Below are 18,021 nucleotides of genomic sequence, written 5' to 3' on the forward strand. Positions count from 1 at the left end.
ATGAATATAATTTCAAGACTAGAAAACGTAAAAAAACTTCAGGCAAAAAGATGGGAAAATGAAGATCACTGGGATGACATCAATGATCTTTTAGTTAAAGAATTAGATGAAATTTTACTCATCGAACCTGAAAATACAGCAGCTTTAATTAATATCGGCGCAGTCTATTCTGATATGGGAGAAAATGAAAAAGCCATAGAATATTTGAAGACCGCCCTCAACTTAGGTTCAGTAGATAAAAACTTATACATCAACTTGGCCATTGTCATGGTTTACATGGAAATGCATCAGGAAGAGTATCACGAATACCTTGAAACGGCTGAAAATAAAATGGAAGATCCGTTGACTTTTAAAGCATATTTCGACCCTAACTCTCAGTAAGAATTTATTTTAACTATTAAAAAAAATTACTTATTTTTATTTATAATTTAAATTCTAAAAACCATGTTACTAGCTATTTTATTACCCTTTTTATCCTTCATCGTTCGTGGAAAAGTCTTAACAGGAATTATCTGTTTAATTTTACAAATTACTTTAATTGGTTGGATTCCGGCTGCAGCCTGGGCAGTATTATCATTGAACAACGAAAGAGCAGAAGAGCGAAATGATAAATTGATTAAGGCCATGCGAAATAATCAGAGATAATTAAATGCTCGATTTTTATTCCATAAAAGATCATCAGCCTACTCCCAGCTTTCCTGAAAAACTGGAATTGCAATTCGTTGGAGATCTTGATGATAAAACATTCGGTAATTTACAAAATAAAAATATTATTGAAGAGAAATTTTACTATTATTCAGATTTCAGATGGAATACTGCAGAAATAAAAATGATCCACCAAAATATTTTAAAACATCAATTACAAAAAGATATCGAAGTACAAAAGTTGATTAAAATATTAGAGGTAGCCGACAAAGAAAAAAGCGGGCTCATTGCCTATGGAGATTAAACGGAATCTACTTTTTCACAGGCAAAATACTTTCTGGGACTTTCACAATCAAAACGATAACTGCAATCAAGCATATAATATTGGTGGCTAAAGCAATTTTGAAGGCTTTTTGATAATCTGAGACTAAAGGCTGTTGTCCTAAAAAATAATAGAACAGACTTCCAACGATGATAATTCCGATAATCGCCGCCGTCTGCTGCAATGTAATATATACACCTGAAGCATTTCCCATAAGATCTTTCGGAATTCCTGACAAGGCAATATTGGCTAAGGACGGGATTATACTTCCCACACCTACTCCATGCATAAAGAGTAACAAATAGAGGATAGGAATTGAGGGAGTTTCTGTAAAAAAATATCCTTGAAGCATTAAAACAGTAATGATTAATATTAATCCCAAGATCAAAACTTTTTTGCCATATCGTAAAATGAGTTTTGCAGAGAAAACAGATGCGAGAATAAAACCAAATCCCTGAAAAACAATAATTTCTCCGGAATCTAAAGGATTAATTTTCAATCCTTCCTGAAAGAAAATAGACAAGACATAGAAATAAGAATCCAACATAATAAAGAAAAAAGAAACGGCAAGAATTCCTATGTTGAAGTTTTTAAATGTAAATAATTTGAAATCAATCAAATAAGGTTTATTTTTCAATATTCTATTTTTTTGATTTTTAATAAAGTAAGCCAAAAGTATTACAGAAATCACCATCAAAACAATACTTTCAATACCAAAGCTTCCATGCTCTGAAATGGTTAATGCATACGTAAAGCAAAATAATCCTATCGCTAATAAAGCAACGCCTAAAAAATCAAACCTTTCTGTAATCGTTATTTTAGATTCATCTAATAACTTAAAACCTAGAACAACAGCGAAAAGGCAAATAGGAATATTAATAAAGAAAATCAACCTCCAAGCTTCATTGATGAATGTTAGAGATGAAAAATAGCCACCCAAAAATTGTCCTAAAATCGTTCCGATTCCAATCGTTATTCCGTACCAGCTCATTGCTTTTGTACGTTCATGATGTTCGGGAAATAAAATCTGAATCATTGATAAAACCTGCGGCGACATCAAGGCTGCACTAAACCCTTGCATAAACCGAGAGATAATAAGAAATAAAGAATTCGTTGAGAATCCACAAGTGATGGAACTAATCATAAAAAGAATCAACCCTACAATAAACAATCGCTTTCTACCATAGAGATCTCCCAATCTTCCTCCAGTAATGAGAAAGGAAGCAAAACCGATAAGATAAGCAGCAATGATTAATTGCATTTGTCCGTTGGAAGCATGAATATCCCGCTGAATAGACGGTATGGAAACATTAATAATAAAAATATCCATGATGCTCAGAAGCTGGGCGAAAAGGATAACGGTTAGTTTCAGATAATTTGATCTCATTTTTATATAGAGTTATCTATTTATTTCGGAGTAAAAAAAATTAGGAAACAATTTCCTGAATTATTTTTTTAGCATGGTCAAAGCCTTTTGTATTTTTATTAATTGTTGAAATCACCAATGCTCCTTCCAATACTATAAAAATGGTTTCCGTGACTTCATCAATATCGATAGATTCTTGTTCAGGCAATTCACGTACAATATCATTAATTAATGTTTTCTGTTTTTCTTTATGCTTCTTCACAAAATCGCTTATCGCAGGATTGCTCTCTCCCACTTCAGAAATGATCTTTATAAAATGGCAACCTGCAAAATTTGTAGAATCTTGAAGTTTTTTGCGGTAATCAACTAACGCCAACAATTTATCTTTTGCAGATGAAAGGTTTACAGCATGCTCTTCGAATCCATTGAACCATTCCAATTCTTCCTTGATAAGATACGCCTGAAGAAGTTCATTTTTAGATGAGAAATGGTTGTACAAAGAACCAATTGCAATATCAGCTTCGGCAATAATCTGATTAATTCCGGTTGAATTAAAACCTTGCTTATAAAACAAATCTGAGGCAACTCTAATGATCCTTTCTTTAACTTTTTCAGTCTTCATCTTAAATTTTTTACAAATCTACATTAAAAATAGATAAGTCTATCTATTTTTATATTTTAGAAAGAACTAATTAAGTCAAAGCCTTATTTATCAATATTTTAAATTGACATAGGGAATAATCAATCAACAAGAGAAAAATTAAAACAACCTTTATACCACCAACAGATTAAAATAAACAACGTAATTTTAGGGTCGTAAGAATGTATCCCATAAAATAACGATATGAATTTAAGAAAAACCATTCACCCAAAAGTAATTATAGGGCAAATTACAGGCTTTTTAATGATCTGTATATTACTAAATCTTTATAGCTGTAAGGCAACAAAAAAAGAAGCATCAACAGATATTAAAACTTTAATAGACAGCCTTGCCAAACCTCTCATGAGCGAAAATAAGATTCCCGGTATGAGTATCGCCATAACGGTAGATGGTAAACATTCTTTTTTCAATTATGGAATACTCTCTAAAGAAAGTAACCAACCCGTTACTAATCAATCTTTATTTGAACTTGGTTCGATAAGTAAAACGTTTACCGTAACCTTGGCGAGCCTCTCCCAAATTAATGGCAAGCTGGATATGCAAGCTCCTGTAAGTAAATATTTACCTTATCTAAAAAACACAGTGTTTGATTCTGTAAAATTGTATTATTTAGGAACGCATATAGCAGGAGGACTTCCTTTGCAACTACCGGATAATATTACCACTGATGAACAATTAATGAACTACTATAAAACTTGGATTCCCCTGTATGCTCCAAACACCAAAAGGGTATATTCAAATCCCAGTATCGGCTTATTGGGAGTTATAGCCGGAAAAACAATGAATGAGCCTTTTACTAAAGCCATGACAGATCATGTTTTTTCAAAAATAGGAATGACCAACACTTTTTATGACGTTCCTCAAAATAAAATGGGTGATTATGCACAAGGTTATAATAAAGAAGATCAACCTGTAAGGCTAAACCCTGCTGTATTGGCTAATGAAGCTTATGGTATAAAATCATGTACACAAGACATGCTGAAATTTGTAGATCGCAATATGGGAGTTGGTACTACAGATACTCCATTGTCTAAAGCTTTACAGGCAACCCATACAGGCTATTTTACAACGGGATCAATGACACAGGATCTTATTTGGGAGCAATACAATTATCCGGCATCTCTATCTCAACTGCTTGAAGGAAATGCAGCTGAGATGGCATACAAAGCCAGTGATATCAAGCCATTAACCCCTCCTATGAAGCCACAGCCTAATGTGGTGATCAATAAAACAGGTTCAACAAATGGTTTTGCATCATACGTCATCTATATTCCATCAAAAAAGATTGGTATTGTGATACTGGCGAATAAAAATTATCCCATCAAGCCAAGAGTGGAAACCGCCTATAAAATTCTTTCATATCTGGATAATCCCAAAAACAAGCTTTAATAAATTCATATTTTTTATCAATCAACAAATGACAACTTAGCGGTTGTCATTTTTCTTATAAGAACAGTCTAATACAGACTTTATTACATTTTAGAAAATAGTATTTTTGTTATATGACATCCAACAAAAATATCCTACTCACCTCAGCTTGCTTACTATTACTATTCTTTTATTCATGCCAACCAACCGAAAAACAAATACCAATAAAAAATATGAATACATCTAATCCTGTTATCTATTTTGAAATTCCGATGAATGATCTGGAACGTGCCCAGAAATTTTATACATCCGTTTTCAATTTTAGTTTTGAAAAAGAAATCATTGATGAGTATGAAATGGCATTATTTCCCTTTGAAGAAAAAAATAGCGGAATCACAGGCGCTTTGGCAAAAGGTGATGTTTATAAACCCACTAAAGAAGGTGTAATCATTTATTTTAAAACAGAAAATATTGATCATACTTTGCTGCAAGTGATACAAAACGGTGGGACCATTTTATATCCTAAAAAAATCAATGAAAAACTCGGTTTTGCTGTAGCCGAATTTGAAGATTCAGAAGGAAACAGGATTGCAATACATGCAACTCTTCCGACTCAATAAAAATCCAACGTATAGCATATTATTTTTTTAATTGAAATGGATACATATTTTGTATCTTTATTAGCCGTTATACCAGTTTTAACAACATAATTGGCAAAAATATATGCCAGAAGAACTTTATTTTATAAAGACCAATCCTACTATTGCGAAAATAAATTTGTATAATAAGCTATGTCGTGAAGAAAAAAACATATTAGATTTCTTACCTGACGACAAACAAACGAGCCTGGAAATTATTAAAAATAAATTAACAGATTCTCTTGAAACCCTTACCAGAGAAGAATTGTTACCCATTTTTTCATGGTTTAACAATCAATATAAAGCAGATCGCGAAGAATTAAAAACTCAACTCTTTATTAACGGGTTTGATTTTTTTTATGAAATTTTATCCGAGAATCATGTTAAAAATTTTCATCAAATACTTTCAGATTACGAAAAACATTCTAAACATCATTTAAATTACGTTACCGACTCTCAAAAATTTAATCAGTTTCTGATCTACGGAATTTTTTATACAGATATGATAAAACGGGACGAGAAAAATATCCTCAGAGATTTTCTAAAATCAGATTATAAAGACCTTTATGCTTTTGCTGAAAGTCAGTTCAATGCAAATGAAGGAAATTTAGCCATTGAAGATGATGCTTCTACGATTTACACTTACTTCTCCGATTTATATGATATGACTAAATATTACAAAGGATCTATTATCAAACTTCATATCCCAAAATAAAAAGAGACCTTTTGTGGCCTCTTTACAGTAATTCTTTATGTTCCATTAAATACTCCAACGCTTCTTTTACAGCGTACTCAGGTTTTTTAGGGTTAAAACCTAATTCATTTCTGGATTTAGAAATGTCAAAATTCTGCTGCAATCCTGAAAACATGGCAATATCTTTTCTGGTAAGAACGGGAGCTTTGCCATTTAATTTTGCAGAAAATTCCATAATTCCGGCAATCGTATAAAGCAAAAATTTGGGTACAGCACTCGGAACTTTTAGATCGAGCTCCGGATATAGTTTATGTGCCAAAATCGTTGTATCGGTAATCGTCATGCAGTTTTCATTCGCAAGAATATACCGTTCTCCGCTACGTCCTTTTTGTGCAGCAAGATAACAGCCTTCAGCAACATCTTTTACATCAATCCAGTTCAGGGTTATTTTGGTATCAACAGGAATTTGTTTGTTGATGATTAATTTTAAAACACCATAAGACACATTCAAAGGAAGAGAAGCTTCACTTCCGATCATCGCAGAAGGCATTACGGCAACTAATTCTATTCCCAGTTTTTTTGCCAATTCAAAAGCCAGTTTTTCGCCGTCATTTTTAGAGTTATAATACATATCTCTTCGGTCCGGATTATATCCATTGCTTTCCTTCGTTGGAAGTTTTGTATAATCTAATGCAGCAATTGAACTTACATAAACAATTCTTTTCACACCGGCTTCAGCGGCTGCCTCAATGGTGTTACGCGTTCCTTCGATATTTACATCGTAAATTTCTTTCTTAGGATCTTTTGCCCACAACTTGAAAGAAGCGCCAACAGCATAGAACGTTTCCACGCCTTGAAGCGCTTTTACAAATGATGCTTTATCAGTAATATCAGCCTGTACCACTTCACAGTCTAATCCTTCAAAAGGCTTTCTATTATTAATATTTCTCACCGTTGCACGAACAGGAATACCTTTTTGTAATAAAAATCGTACTAAATTATTTCCTAAATGTCCGTTTGCACCTGAAACTAAACTTAAATTATCTCGTATCATTTTACTTAATTTTTGATGATACAAAGTTCATTCTCACAGGATAAAAAGCACTTGACTTTTGTTAGTTAATTAATTTTCTTCGGATTCGGCTGAGACTTTCAGGTTTCATTCCTAAAAATGAAGCAATGTATTGGATAGGGACATTCTGAATAATTCCGGGATAGTTTTTAATGAGTTTTACATACCGCTGTTCAGCATTTAAAGTAGATAATTCTTTGGACCGATTTTCATTATACGTAATCGATTCCTGGAATACCGAAATACTAAAATCCTTCATTCCAGGGCTTTCATTGGTGAGTTTATCCAGATTTCCTTTTGTTATCCTTAATAGTTCACACGCTGTAATACACTCTACATTTTCCTCAGACTTGGTTTGATTGATAAAATTAAAATAAGAGGTGAAAAATCCTGGTGGACAATTAATATGGGTCGTTATTTCATTTCCAAGTTCGTCAAAATGAAACAACCTCAAATAGCCTGAAACAATGTAATACAAATACTGCGGAATATCTCCTTCGGCTTCAATAATTGTATTCTTGGGAAATTCAACGGGTTCAAAATAAATTTTGAGTCTCTCAACCTCATCAGCGTTGAAGTGGTAACCAGATTCTATGAATTTCAAAAGCTTATCGTGCATTGTTTTTTGGAATTATGTACAAATTTACTCAAAGTGTTTTTAAGCTATTTAAAATTTAATCACAAAAGGGAATACAAAAGTTTTATTTTAACACTTTAGAACACTTTAGTTTTTAAATACTTTGAAAATAAAAATTTTACATAAGAAGAAAATCAAAGATTTTCAAAAAACTTAAGTGTTCTTGTCAACAGCATGATTTTTACTTAAATAAATCTTAAGTGTTAAAGTCTGTTGTAACTTTTGTGGTTAAAATAAAGTCTATTCAAACTAATTTTAAATTTAACTGCAAAAGAGTCAAAAGATGTTTTCACAATTGTTAATAGATGACTAAAAGTTTTCAAAAGAATAATATTTCGACTCCGCTCAATATACAAAGATTTTTAAAGGCTATGTTTTCTTTTTTTTACTTTAAGGATAAGCTTTATATTATATCATCTGATCTTTTGTGCCTTTTGTGGTTAAATAAAATGTTTAAACAAGTTTATAAATAACGTAAAACTAAATTTTAAAATTTTTCACTCAATCATGTAATATTTCTCATTGATTAACTGTCATTAGAGTAAAGCATTACCATGAATCAAAAAATATTATTTCTATTAAGTCTCGTTTTCTCTTCATTTCTGTTTTCCCAAAGCATTGAAGGAACGATCACCAACAAAGAAAATAAACCGGTTGCAGATACAGAAGTTCTTATTACAAAAAACAATGTGAAATTTTCTACCATCACGGATGAGAAAGGAATGTTTAAGATTGCGCTTAAAGAAAATGGTAATTATGTATTGGAGATCATCAAAGATGGCGTTAAAACCAACAGCGAAAATATATCTGTAAAAGGAAACGAAAAGAAAGATATTCAGATTAAGGAAGAAGCTCCTGTTACAGAACAAAAAATAGATGGCGTAACAGTTACCGTTAAGAAAAAACTATTTGAAAGAAAAGTTGACAGATTGGTTTTTAATGTTGAAAATTCTGTGGCTTCACAAGGAATTGATGTTATAGAAGCTTTGGCAAAAACTCCGATGGTGCGTACCACAGATGACGCCATTACCATTGCAGGAAAAAGCAATGTTGCCATTATGGTGAATGATCGGTTACTAAATTTATCGGGTCAGGAACTTATCAATTATTTAAAAACATTGCGTTCCGATGATGTTGCAAAAATCGAGGTCATCACAACTCCACCCGCCAAATATGAAGCAGAAGGGAAAAGTGGATTAATTAATATTATTTTAAAGAAAAATACGAGCCTTGGCTGGAACGGATCTATCCAAACTTCAGGAAGTTATTATGGTGGAAGACCTGCCACTTCTACAAGAAGCGGACTAGCTTTTAATTATCAAGGAAGCAAATTATCCCTTACCGCAAATTTATCGGTGGGTGATAATTACTGGGAAAATACCTCTTACAATTATTTAACAGGAAACGGAAATTCCGATTACTGGAAAACAGACAGCAAAAGCTCAAACAACTACAAGTATAAAGGCGGAAATGTAAAAGCAGAATATAAAATCAATGATAAAAATCTGATAGGAATTAATTATAATTACTCGTTTAGCAATCCGCTTGAGCAAGCACAAAATTACACGTCTATTTCCAATGAAGAAGGAATGACTAATTTATTCTCAGACAGTAAAAACAGAAACCGTAGAAACGTTCATAATACCATCGCTTTCTATGATATAAAACTTGATACGCTGGGAAGCAAACTGAGTATTTCTGCCAATTTATTAATGAACGACGCCAATGCCCGAAACTTTTATAATACCGTAACCTCAAACACCATTTCTACTTTTGCCAATCCTATCAGTAAATACAGAATTTATTCAGGGCAGGCAGATTTAGAGAAAAATTTTGCTAAAATAAAAACAGAAGCCGGATTAAAATATACCAAGATCAAAAATGATTCTGAGTTTAATTTTTTCAACATCAACAACGGAGAATATATTGTAAACAAAGACAGAACGAATACTTTCTTCTACAATGAAGAAAACTACGCGGCGTATGTTTCTACCAGCTTCAAGATCAATGATAAATGGGATGCAAAAGCCGGACTTCGTTATGAATACACCAATCTTGAAGGAATTTCTTTAAATGATGATACTTCTGCAAAATTCAAATACGGAAAGTTTTTTCCAACAGCTTATGTGAGCTATAAACCGAATGAAAACAATACATTCTCATTAAATTACTCAAGAAGAATTAAACGTCCGTATTTCGGAAACCTGAATCCCTTCAGATATTACACATCCGAATTTGAATACAACACAGGAAATCCTTACCTGCTTCCCTCATTTTCTGATAATTTTGAATTTGGATATGTCATCAAAAACAACTTCAATATTACCTTATACTACAACAGAAATAAAGACGATTGGGACAGGATTCAAATGGTGGAAGGCAATCTAAAATACAGCATTGTAAAGAATTTCTACAATGAAGATCAAGCCGGAATCAACATCAGTTATAATTACAACAAGCTGAAATGGCTGGAATCTAATATTTTCGTGAATGGGTTTTATGCTAAATCAAAATCTTATCTGCCGGAAGCAGTTTCGGCGCCTGCAGGATATAGCGCTAACTTTAATCTTGATAACAATTTCTTCCTCAACAAAGATAAAACAGTTACGCTCATGCTTGGTTTGTGGAGTAACATTCCAAACAGAGACGGAAATACCTACTATTATGGAAATGCTTCCTTGTACACTGGAGTGAAACTGAATCTGATGAAGAAAAATCTTTTGATCAATTTATATGTCAATGATTTTCTGAATACCAACCGATCCAAAGGCATAGAATATTATCCCAACTATAATGTAGAATATTATTACAAAGGCATCACAAGGAATATCTATCTTTCTGTAACCTACAAATTCGGGAATAATGATGTAAAAGGAAGTACGAAAGAAGTGAAATTTGAGGAATCTAACAGAGCTGGAGGTGGAAATTAAAAATACGTCTTTTTAAATTCATTAAAAATTCAACCATAAAAGGTACAACAGACTTCAACACTTAAATAGCTTCCTATTTAAAAATTAGCTGTTTCAGAATTCCATTGTTTATCTTTAAAATATAATAGATTATTCCTCCCACAGCATAAGCCACAACATCCAAAATATCTCCTGTAAACCGAGTGGATATCGAAGGGCAAACCACTTCAAATAATAAAGACAAATACAAAACTGAGGTTAATACAAATTGAAAATTGGGTTTCCATTGGAAGCCCAATACTGTATTCATGACGTATTCTATCAGATAACAATACATTGGAACTGTGATAAGATCTGTAAAATAATTGTTCACATAAGGAATGATGATTTCCTTGCGTCTCAGCACAATAATTAAAAGCCAAGCCAGCAATCCCAGTAAAAACAAATAGGAAATTTTATATTTCTTAAGCATGTAAAATAGCCATCAAAATTCCTAAAAGAACCTGTAAAACTTTCACAACCGTTTCCTGCATATCTTTTTTTGCAGGATTCTTTTTAGCTTCTTCATAATCAAACATTTTTTTCCCTTCCATTTTATTTGATTTAATCATGCAAATATACTTAAATTAGAACAATTGTTCTAATTTTTAAAATATTATCTAAAACTCTCTTATATTTGAATCATGAAAACCAAAGATAAAATAGTATCAAAAGCACTTAAACTATTTAATGAAAAAGGCTACAACAATATAACGACAAGACATATTGCTGCGGAACTGAATATCAGTCCCGGAAACCTTCATTATCACTTTAAGCATTCTGAAGATATCATCAAGCAACTCTTTCTGGAATTAATTTCCCAGATGGATCAAATGATGACAGATTTGAAAAAGAATGAATCTAAAGATCTCGAAAGTCTTTATAATTTCACATACGCAACTTTTGGAATATTTTATTCTTATCAGTTTATATTCCTGAATTTTCTTGATATTTTAAACAAACTTCCTGAAATAGAAGCTCAATACGAAATATTGAATATCAGAAGAAAGGAAGAATTTAATATTATTTTTGAAGGTTTTCAGAAAAATGCAATTTTCAGAACAGATATTCCAGATTTTATAATGGATCATCTATTGACCCAAATGTTTATATTTGGAAATAGCTGGATTCTCCACAACAAAATCACTTTGCAGCTCAACAAAGAAGAAGCCGTAAAACATTACACCTTGGTACAAATGAATTTATTTTATCCGTTGCTGAATGATGAACAACAGAAATTGTATGAATCGAAATATATCAGATAGAAAATGATAACCATTAGAAAAGGGAATAAAAATGATCTTGCCCAGCTCCAACAACTCTTTGTAGATACAATCCATTTTGTGTGTCATAAAGACTATAATCAAAAGCAAATTGAAGCATGGAGTTCAGGCATTGAAAATAAAGAAAGATGGCAGCAAGTCATACATCACCAATATATTTTAGTGGCTACTGAACAAGATAAAATACTTGGTTTTTGCAGTTTGGATAATGGTAATTATATCGATTTATTATTTGTACATAAAAATCACCAGCATCAAGGAATTGCATTACAATTATACACCCTTATAGAACAAGAAGCAAGACAACAGAATCAGAAATATCTGACCGCCGATGTAAGCAAAACTGCTCAACCTTTTTTTGAGAAAATAGGTTTCAAATTGATAAAAGAACAAATAGTAACAGTAAAAGGAGTTGAGCTCACTAATTTTAAAATGAAAAAAGATTTAATATAAAAAATCAAGATAATGCAAGAATTACAGCCAGAATACAATCAGTTCAGGATTTCAGTCCCCATAGAATTTGAAAGTATATTCTCGCATTTCTACTTTGCCGAAAACAATTCTGATCAACCTGTTACAAAAACATTATTACCTACTTTTCAAACCATTTTATTATTCTGTTTCGGAAAAAATGCGTCTATGAAAACTAAAGAAAAGACAATCATTTCAGTAGATAAATGCATTACTTTTGGTCCCATAAGACATTCCTTTGAATATACGTTACCTTCAAAAACTTCCATTTTAGTTGCTAATTTTAAAGATGATGCTTTCTATCGGTTTTTTGGAAAAGCCATGATCTCCAATCATTTTGCCATACATCCTGATCAACTTTTAACGGAAAACTGTTTTACAGATCTTTGGTATGAGCTATCCCAAATAAACTCGACGCAGGAACAGGTTAATCACATTCTCAAATTTTCTCAGCCTTACGTTCAAGATCAGGATTCTACGAGTCAGCTTTTAAGTAATTTTAAAGATGAAAATGTAAATCCGATCAAAGCTATTGCAGAAAAAACCAATCAGTCTGAACGGAATATTCAACTCAAACAAAAGGAAAAATTTGGATATTCTTCAAAAGAAATCAATCGCTACAACCGCTTTCTAAAAGCCATCCACCTCATTGAAAAGGAAATAGAAAATCAGCATAAAGTTGAATGGTTCAATATCATCAATGAATGTAATTACTACGACCAAAGTCAGCTCATTCATGATTTCAAACATTTCCTAAGCATTCCACCTTCTCAATATGTAAAGTTCCAGCAAGACATTTGTAATCCGAGGTCTGAATAATCTCATTTCGTTTTCTTACAATTTTTGCGACCTCAACTCCTCTACTTTTGTCTTATAAAATTTAAAAAGTAGAAACAATGAGACACTTAATTATTTACGCACATCCGAACGAAAACAGTTTAAATCATCAACTTTTACAAACCGTTACTCAAACTCTGGAAACTGAGAAACATGAAATTGTAATACGGGATTTAAACAAAATTAATTTCAATCCGGTTTTCTCCTTAGAAGATATGGAAGGCCAAAGAATGGGTAAGGTTTCTGATGATGTAAAAGCAGAGCAGGATTTTATTTCTTGGGCAGAACACATTACTTTTATTTATCCAATTTGGTGGACAGGAATGCCGGCAATCATGAAAGGTTATATTGACCGAGTTTTCAGTTATGGCTTTGCCTATCGCTATGATCAGGGAATTCAAAAAGGGTTATTAACCGGCAAGCAAACCGTTATCATCAATACCCACGGAAAATCTAACGAAGAATATGAACGCATCGGAATGGATAAAGCTCTTTCTCTAACTTCCGACAAAGGAATCTTTACGTATTGTGGTTTTAAGATCAATCAACATTTCTTTTTTGATAAAGCAGATAAGGCAACTTCCAATGATCTTGAAATTTGGAAAGAACAGATTAGAAATACGTATTTGGAAAAAATTTTTACCTTTGCAAAGCAATGAAGCATTTAAATAACATATTACGTCTTCCGTTTTTTAACGAGTATTACTACCCGACTTATCGTTCGGGAAGACTTCTATATCTGTAATTCAATAAAAATAATTCAAAATATTATAGAGCCCGAACAGTTTTGTTCGGGCTTTTTTATGCTAAAAATTCAACAACAATGATCAATCAATTAAAAGAAAACGTAGAAATTATTCTACCAGAAAACGGTTTGGAACACAAATTAAAACAAGCCGAAGAAGAGAACCGAAAACTTACCATCAAACTAGGCTTTGATCCCACTGCACCAGATTTACATTTGGGTCATGCTGTTGTACTTAAAAAGCTGAAACAGTTTCAAGATCTCGGACATCAAATCATTATTATTGTCGGAAGTTTTACCGCAAGAATTGGTGATCCGACAGGGAAAAACAAAGCCAGAAAACCTTTAAGTACAGAAGATGTTCAACATAATGCACAGACTTACATCAATCAACTTTCAAAAATAATCGATGTTGAAAAAACTAAAATTGTATTCAATTCTGATTGGTTGGATGGACTGAGTTTTTCGGAAGTCATTCAACTGATGTCTAAAGTTACAGTTGCTCAGTTGATGCATCGAAATGACTTCAACAAAAGGTTTACAGAGAATACTCCGATTGCCATGCATGAGCTTGTTTACCCTATTTTACAAGGTTTTGATTCTGTGAAAATTGAATGTGATATTGAAATGGGCGGAACTGATCAGCTATTCAATTGTACGATGGGAAGGCAGTTGCAGGAAACTCACAGTATCTCGCCACAGATCGTCATGTGTATGCCTTTACTGAAAGGACTTGACGGAAAAGAAAAGATGAGTAAATCTTTGAATAATACCATTGGCCTGACGGATGAACCGAATGAAATGTTTGGGAAAACCATGTCAATTCCCGATGCTTTAATCGATGAATTTATTGAGCTGACCACCGATTTTTCACTGGAACAAAAACAAGACTTAAAATTAAGAATACAACATGGTGAAAACCCTATGAACATTAAAAAATTGATCGCTAAAAATATTATCAAGCAATACCATGATTTAGAATCAGCAGAAAATGCAGAACAGTTTTTTATCAATCAGTTTCAGAATAAAAATTTTGAAGAGAAAGCTTTTGAACCCGTTCTTATTGCTTCTTTACATCACACTAAAAATAAAATACTATTAATTGAACTCTGTCATCAGCTTAAAAATGATGTAAGTAAATCTGCTGTTAAAAGATTAATTGAAAGTGGCGGAATACAAATCAATACTTTAAAAATAATAAATCCTAATCAAGAAATTGATTTAAAACCAAACCTGAAAATAAAGATTGGCAGAAGAAATTTCTTTGAATTGGTGTGAGGATGATAGGGTAAAGAATAATTTTTTGATATATTCGTTTTGCATAAAATAATTTAAACAGAAACAGCGTCAATTAATTTTCTTACCCGCTAACCACATGAACACTGAAATACAATATAGAAAAGCCTCAGTAAGCGATCTCGATTTCTTACTTAATCTGAGAATGAAAACCATGAATGAGCATTATGCAAATTCCAGTCTTCCCACAGATAGAGAATCTACTTTACAAAGAGTCCTTTATCAGTTTGAGAAGGCTAATATTATTCTTTTAAATAATGAACCTATCGGGTTATTAAAAATCGACAAAAGTGAAGATAAAATTGAGGTACTTCAACTTCAGGTTGATCCCAGCCAACAAGGAAAAGGACTTGGAAAAATGATTTTAAAAGAAATTATTGCGGAAGCATTATCTTCTCAAAAAACTGTTGTATTAAGTGTTTTAAAAACCAATAAAGCGCAAAACCTATATTCCAGCTTAGGCTTTATAACCATTGAAGAAAATGAACATTCTTATATCATGGAATTTCCAAACTAAAAAGTATGCCCAAAAGCATACTTTTCTTTATTTATAGGTATATGGAACAAGAACATCCATAAAATTATCGGTCTGAAGTGGCTCTCCTAATGCCCGGAATTTCCAGTCTCCATTATGACGGTAAGCTTCTGCAAATACCATAGAACACATTCCGTTCATGCTAGAATCTCCAGAAAGGCTGTATTTTGTAATTTCTTTTCCATTAGCGTCTACTGCTCTAATGAATGCATTGTCTATCATGCCGAAATGTTGGTTATTTTTTCGCCCCATATAAATAGAAACTACAAATAATATTTTTTGATAACTCTGGTCCAGTTGGTCAAGCTTTACAATAATCTGTTCGTCATCTCCATCTCCTGCTCCGGTTCTGTTGTCTCCGGTAAGCCAAACATTTCCACTTGAATGCTGCATTGAATTAAAATAAACAACATCCCCTTTGTAAAGAGCGATCTGTCTACCATCATTGGTCATACCAGTTTTTCCTAAGTTAGCCACCTTCCCGTTAGCATCTAAAAGGAATGCAATGGCATCTAGATCATATTCTGCTTCTTTACTGAATATTTTACTAAGAAAACCACCTTGCTTTCTTACGTCCCATCCCAAGCCAATTGTTACTTTGGATAGATCATAAACACTTTCTCCACGGTCGTTTTTCCTTAAATCGATCGTTTGACCTTTCTGTAAGTTAATTGCCATAGTTATCGTTTTTTTATTTTGTATATCTCTTTTATTTAATGATTTGCCCTTTATAATATTTTTCTAAAAAGAATCCAAGATCTGCTCTGTATCCAATTCCTGATGCTTCAAATTTCCAACTTCCATTTCTTTTATAGAGCCTTCCGAATTCTACACCCGTTTCAATAGAAAAATCTTCATCAAGCTCATATTTTGCAATTTCCTGATGGTTTGAATTGTCCACTACTCTGATATAAGAATTTCTTACCTGCCCGAAATTTTGTTTTCTTCTTTCAAAATCTTCAATGGTTACTACAAATAAAATTTCTTGAACTCTGGGATCCACTTTCTCTAAATCTACAATAATTGCCTCATCATCATCTCCGTCGCTACTTTTACCATTTGGATCATCTCCTGTATGACTTAAGGCTCCATCCGGAGAATATAAATTATTATAAAAAACAAAACATTCTTCGCTTACCAATTTTCTGTCAGAATCTATCATGATTGCAGAAGCATCAAGGTCAAAATCATATCCTGTTCCCTCATTTGGGTCCCAACCTAAACCAATGGTCATTTTAGTAAGTCCTAATTCAATTTTTTGCCCTTTTTGTAAATTAATCGCCATAGTGTATATAATTATTTTCCCTTAAGTTAAATTTGATTTATGAAATAACCAAATATATTAATAAAAATAATTTGTTATGTATGATGTATCAAAAATTGAATTCTTTATATAAACCAAAAAAATCTCAACTATTTAAAGTTGAGATTGTATATTATTAAAGTTAAAGTATCAAATGAAATTATTATTCCTTCTCAACCACTTCATTTCTGGCTTTGGCTAACATCGGAATGGAGATCAGCCCCATTACTAACATAATTGTTATCTGCAGTGGCAATGAGATAAATGAATAGGTTAATCCAATCTCTCCGCCAACTTCTCCACTTTTCCCCATAGAAATAAATAAAGCCATAAAGCCGAATTTCATTGCTAAGTTAAAAGCTCCTATTCCTCCGCTTGCAGGAATAATCATCCCGAACGTTCCTACTACCAAAATCAAAAATCCATCCGCAATAGTAAAATTTGAAGTTTCAGGAAGAGCAAAACATACTAAATAGGCTGCAAAATAATAAGAAACCCAAATTCCTATCGTGTAAAGAATAAATTTCTTCTTTTGTTTAAGATTAAAAATTGTTTTTAAACCTTCACCAATTCCTAATAGAATACTAATGACCTTTTTATAAAAAATATTACTTTTTATTTTAGACTTAAAAATGAAAAAAACAATCAATAGTATTACTATAGAAATTAAAAAAACATAGAAATAAAAAACCAAATGTTCAATTTTCTTTAAGAATTCTTTTTCTATGTATTTCCAAAAAGAAGCAATAGTATTAAATTTAAAAATCAATGTTAGCCCTAAAAACCCAACCATACACATCAGGTCTACTACCCTTTCAAGAATAATTGTTCCAATAGATTTATCAACCGGAACTTTTTCTACTCCGTATAAAGCTGTAGCTCTAGCTACTTCCCCACTTCTTGGAATGGTAAGATTCATTAAATATCCAAAAGATATAGACCAAAGCGCATTAGAATTTGAAATACGGTGACCCATTGGTTCCAACATCAGATTCCAGCGAATTGCTCTGAACCAATACGCTAAAAGTCCAAATACAGAGGCAAACAAAACCCAAAAATAATTGGCTTTTGCCAGAGATTTTTGAATTACTTTAAAATCGAGCCCTCTAAGAGCAAGCCACAAAAAAAAACCTGCAAAAGCAAGAGAAACTGCTATTGTAATTATTGATTTTAATGGATTTGGTGATTTTTTTGCCATGA

General features: G+C 32.3%; 22 protein-coding genes. 13 read left to right on the forward strand and 9 right to left on the reverse strand.

The window, feature by feature from the left end:
* The 3 genes from BUB80_RS23550 to BUB80_RS05420 all read left to right on the forward strand — a co-directional run bounded on the left by BUB80_RS23550 (position 1) and on the right by BUB80_RS05420 (position 949).
* A complete protein-coding gene (locus BUB80_RS23550; RefSeq protein ID WP_073291649.1) occupies positions 1–381 on the forward strand; it encodes a tetratricopeptide repeat protein in 381 nt (126 codons plus the stop codon).
* A gap of 63 nt (positions 382–444) precedes the next feature.
* Positions 445–645 (forward strand): YqaE/Pmp3 family membrane protein, encoded by a 201-nt coding sequence (locus tag BUB80_RS05415; RefSeq protein WP_073291651.1) that lies wholly within the window; start codon positions 445–447, stop codon positions 643–645.
* 4 nt (positions 646–649) lie between these two features.
* On the forward strand, positions 650–949 hold the full coding sequence (locus tag BUB80_RS05420) for a hypothetical protein (RefSeq protein ID WP_073291653.1): 300 nt from the start codon (positions 650–652) through the stop codon (positions 947–949).
* A gap of 7 nt (positions 950–956) precedes the next feature.
* On the opposite strand, the gene BUB80_RS05425 is transcribed toward BUB80_RS05420, so the two are convergent.
* Positions 957–2,354: an MFS transporter gene (locus tag BUB80_RS05425; RefSeq protein WP_073291654.1), complete on the reverse strand. Its 1,398-nt coding sequence runs from the start codon at positions 2,352–2,354 to the stop codon at positions 957–959.
* Positions 2,355–2,394: 40 nt separating this feature from the next.
* Positions 2,395–2,955, reverse strand: a complete 561-nt coding sequence (locus tag BUB80_RS05430) for a TetR/AcrR family transcriptional regulator (protein WP_073291655.1) — start codon at positions 2,953–2,955, stop codon at positions 2,395–2,397.
* Between the two features lie 222 nt (positions 2,956–3,177).
* Between BUB80_RS05430 and ampC the strand changes: the two genes are divergently transcribed.
* The 3 genes from ampC to BUB80_RS05445 all read left to right on the forward strand — a co-directional run bounded on the left by ampC (position 3,178) and on the right by BUB80_RS05445 (position 5,715).
* Complete coding sequence (ampC, locus tag BUB80_RS05435) at positions 3,178–4,383, forward strand: class C beta-lactamase (RefSeq protein WP_073291657.1); 1,206 nt, start codon at positions 3,178–3,180, stop codon at positions 4,381–4,383.
* 212 nt (positions 4,384–4,595) lie between these two features.
* On the forward strand, positions 4,596–4,982 hold the full coding sequence (locus BUB80_RS05440) for a VOC family protein (protein ID WP_073291659.1): 387 nt from the start codon (positions 4,596–4,598) through the stop codon (positions 4,980–4,982).
* Between the two features lie 103 nt (positions 4,983–5,085).
* Positions 5,086–5,715, forward strand: coding sequence for a hypothetical protein (locus tag BUB80_RS05445; protein WP_073291661.1), 630 nt, complete (start codon positions 5,086–5,088; stop codon positions 5,713–5,715).
* 22 nt (positions 5,716–5,737) lie between these two features.
* Here BUB80_RS05445 and BUB80_RS05450 read toward each other — a convergent pair whose 3' ends face one another.
* On the reverse strand, positions 5,738–6,748 hold the full coding sequence (locus tag BUB80_RS05450; RefSeq protein WP_073291663.1) for an NAD-dependent epimerase/dehydratase family protein: 1,011 nt from the start codon (positions 6,746–6,748) through the stop codon (positions 5,738–5,740).
* 61 nt (positions 6,749–6,809) lie between these two features.
* Positions 6,810–7,385 (reverse strand): Crp/Fnr family transcriptional regulator, encoded by a 576-nt coding sequence (locus BUB80_RS05455; RefSeq protein WP_073291665.1) that lies wholly within the window; start codon positions 7,383–7,385, stop codon positions 6,810–6,812.
* Between the two features lie 572 nt (positions 7,386–7,957).
* Here BUB80_RS05455 and BUB80_RS05460 point away from each other — a divergent pair.
* On the forward strand, positions 7,958–10,333 hold the full coding sequence (locus BUB80_RS05460) for a TonB-dependent receptor domain-containing protein (RefSeq protein ID WP_073291666.1): 2,376 nt from the start codon (positions 7,958–7,960) through the stop codon (positions 10,331–10,333).
* 73 nt (positions 10,334–10,406) lie between these two features.
* On the opposite strand, the gene BUB80_RS05465 is transcribed toward BUB80_RS05460, so the two are convergent.
* Together BUB80_RS05465 and BUB80_RS23980 are read right to left on the reverse strand one after the other, a co-directional pair.
* A complete protein-coding gene (locus tag BUB80_RS05465; protein WP_139262547.1) occupies positions 10,407–10,757 on the reverse strand; it encodes a hypothetical protein in 351 nt (116 codons plus the stop codon).
* Positions 10,758–10,776: 19 nt separating this feature from the next.
* The gene (locus BUB80_RS23980) at positions 10,777–10,905 is read right to left on the reverse strand and encodes a hypothetical protein (protein WP_262484431.1); all 129 of its coding nucleotides are present in this window, start codon (positions 10,903–10,905) and stop codon (positions 10,777–10,779) included.
* A 90-nt stretch (positions 10,906–10,995) separates the two neighbouring features.
* On the opposite strand from BUB80_RS23980, the gene BUB80_RS05470 reads away from it, so the two are divergent.
* The 6 genes from BUB80_RS05470 (at position 10,996) to BUB80_RS05495 (ending at position 15,500) form a co-directional block, all read left to right on the forward strand.
* On the forward strand, positions 10,996–11,616 hold the full coding sequence (locus BUB80_RS05470) for a TetR/AcrR family transcriptional regulator (protein WP_073291670.1): 621 nt from the start codon (positions 10,996–10,998) through the stop codon (positions 11,614–11,616).
* Between the two features lie 3 nt (positions 11,617–11,619).
* Entirely contained in the window at positions 11,620–12,087 is a 468-nt protein-coding gene (locus tag BUB80_RS05475; RefSeq protein WP_073291672.1) for a GNAT family N-acetyltransferase, read from the forward strand.
* 12 nt (positions 12,088–12,099) lie between these two features.
* Positions 12,100–12,924, forward strand: coding sequence for a helix-turn-helix domain-containing protein (locus tag BUB80_RS05480; protein ID WP_073291673.1), 825 nt, complete (start codon positions 12,100–12,102; stop codon positions 12,922–12,924).
* Positions 12,925–13,001: 77 nt separating this feature from the next.
* Entirely contained in the window at positions 13,002–13,601 is a 600-nt protein-coding gene (locus tag BUB80_RS05485) for an NAD(P)H-dependent oxidoreductase (RefSeq protein WP_073291675.1), read from the forward strand.
* A gap of 164 nt (positions 13,602–13,765) precedes the next feature.
* On the forward strand, positions 13,766–14,965 hold the full coding sequence (gene tyrS, locus BUB80_RS05490) for a tyrosine--tRNA ligase (RefSeq protein WP_073291677.1): 1,200 nt from the start codon (positions 13,766–13,768) through the stop codon (positions 14,963–14,965).
* A gap of 97 nt (positions 14,966–15,062) precedes the next feature.
* Entirely contained in the window at positions 15,063–15,500 is a 438-nt protein-coding gene (locus BUB80_RS05495; RefSeq protein WP_073291679.1) for a GNAT family N-acetyltransferase, read from the forward strand.
* A gap of 27 nt (positions 15,501–15,527) precedes the next feature.
* On the opposite strand, the gene BUB80_RS05500 is transcribed toward BUB80_RS05495, so the two are convergent.
* From BUB80_RS05500 to BUB80_RS05510, 3 genes are all read right to left on the reverse strand, one after another.
* On the reverse strand, positions 15,528–16,196 hold the full coding sequence (locus BUB80_RS05500) for a TerD family protein (protein ID WP_073291681.1): 669 nt from the start codon (positions 16,194–16,196) through the stop codon (positions 15,528–15,530).
* 31 nt (positions 16,197–16,227) lie between these two features.
* On the reverse strand, positions 16,228–16,803 hold the full coding sequence (locus tag BUB80_RS05505; protein WP_073291683.1) for a TerD family protein: 576 nt from the start codon (positions 16,801–16,803) through the stop codon (positions 16,228–16,230).
* A gap of 181 nt (positions 16,804–16,984) precedes the next feature.
* Positions 16,985–18,019 carry a lysylphosphatidylglycerol synthase transmembrane domain-containing protein gene (locus tag BUB80_RS05510; RefSeq protein WP_073291685.1) on the reverse strand — a complete coding sequence of 345 codons (1,035 nt, stop codon included), beginning with the start codon at positions 18,017–18,019 and terminating at the stop codon, positions 16,985–16,987.
* Positions 18,020–18,021 lie beyond the last annotated feature (2 nt).

Origin of the sequence: Chryseobacterium polytrichastri (assembly GCF_900142445.1) — a bacterium.
GTDB classification, from domain to species: Bacteria; Bacteroidota; Bacteroidia; order Flavobacteriales; family Weeksellaceae; genus Chryseobacterium; species Chryseobacterium polytrichastri.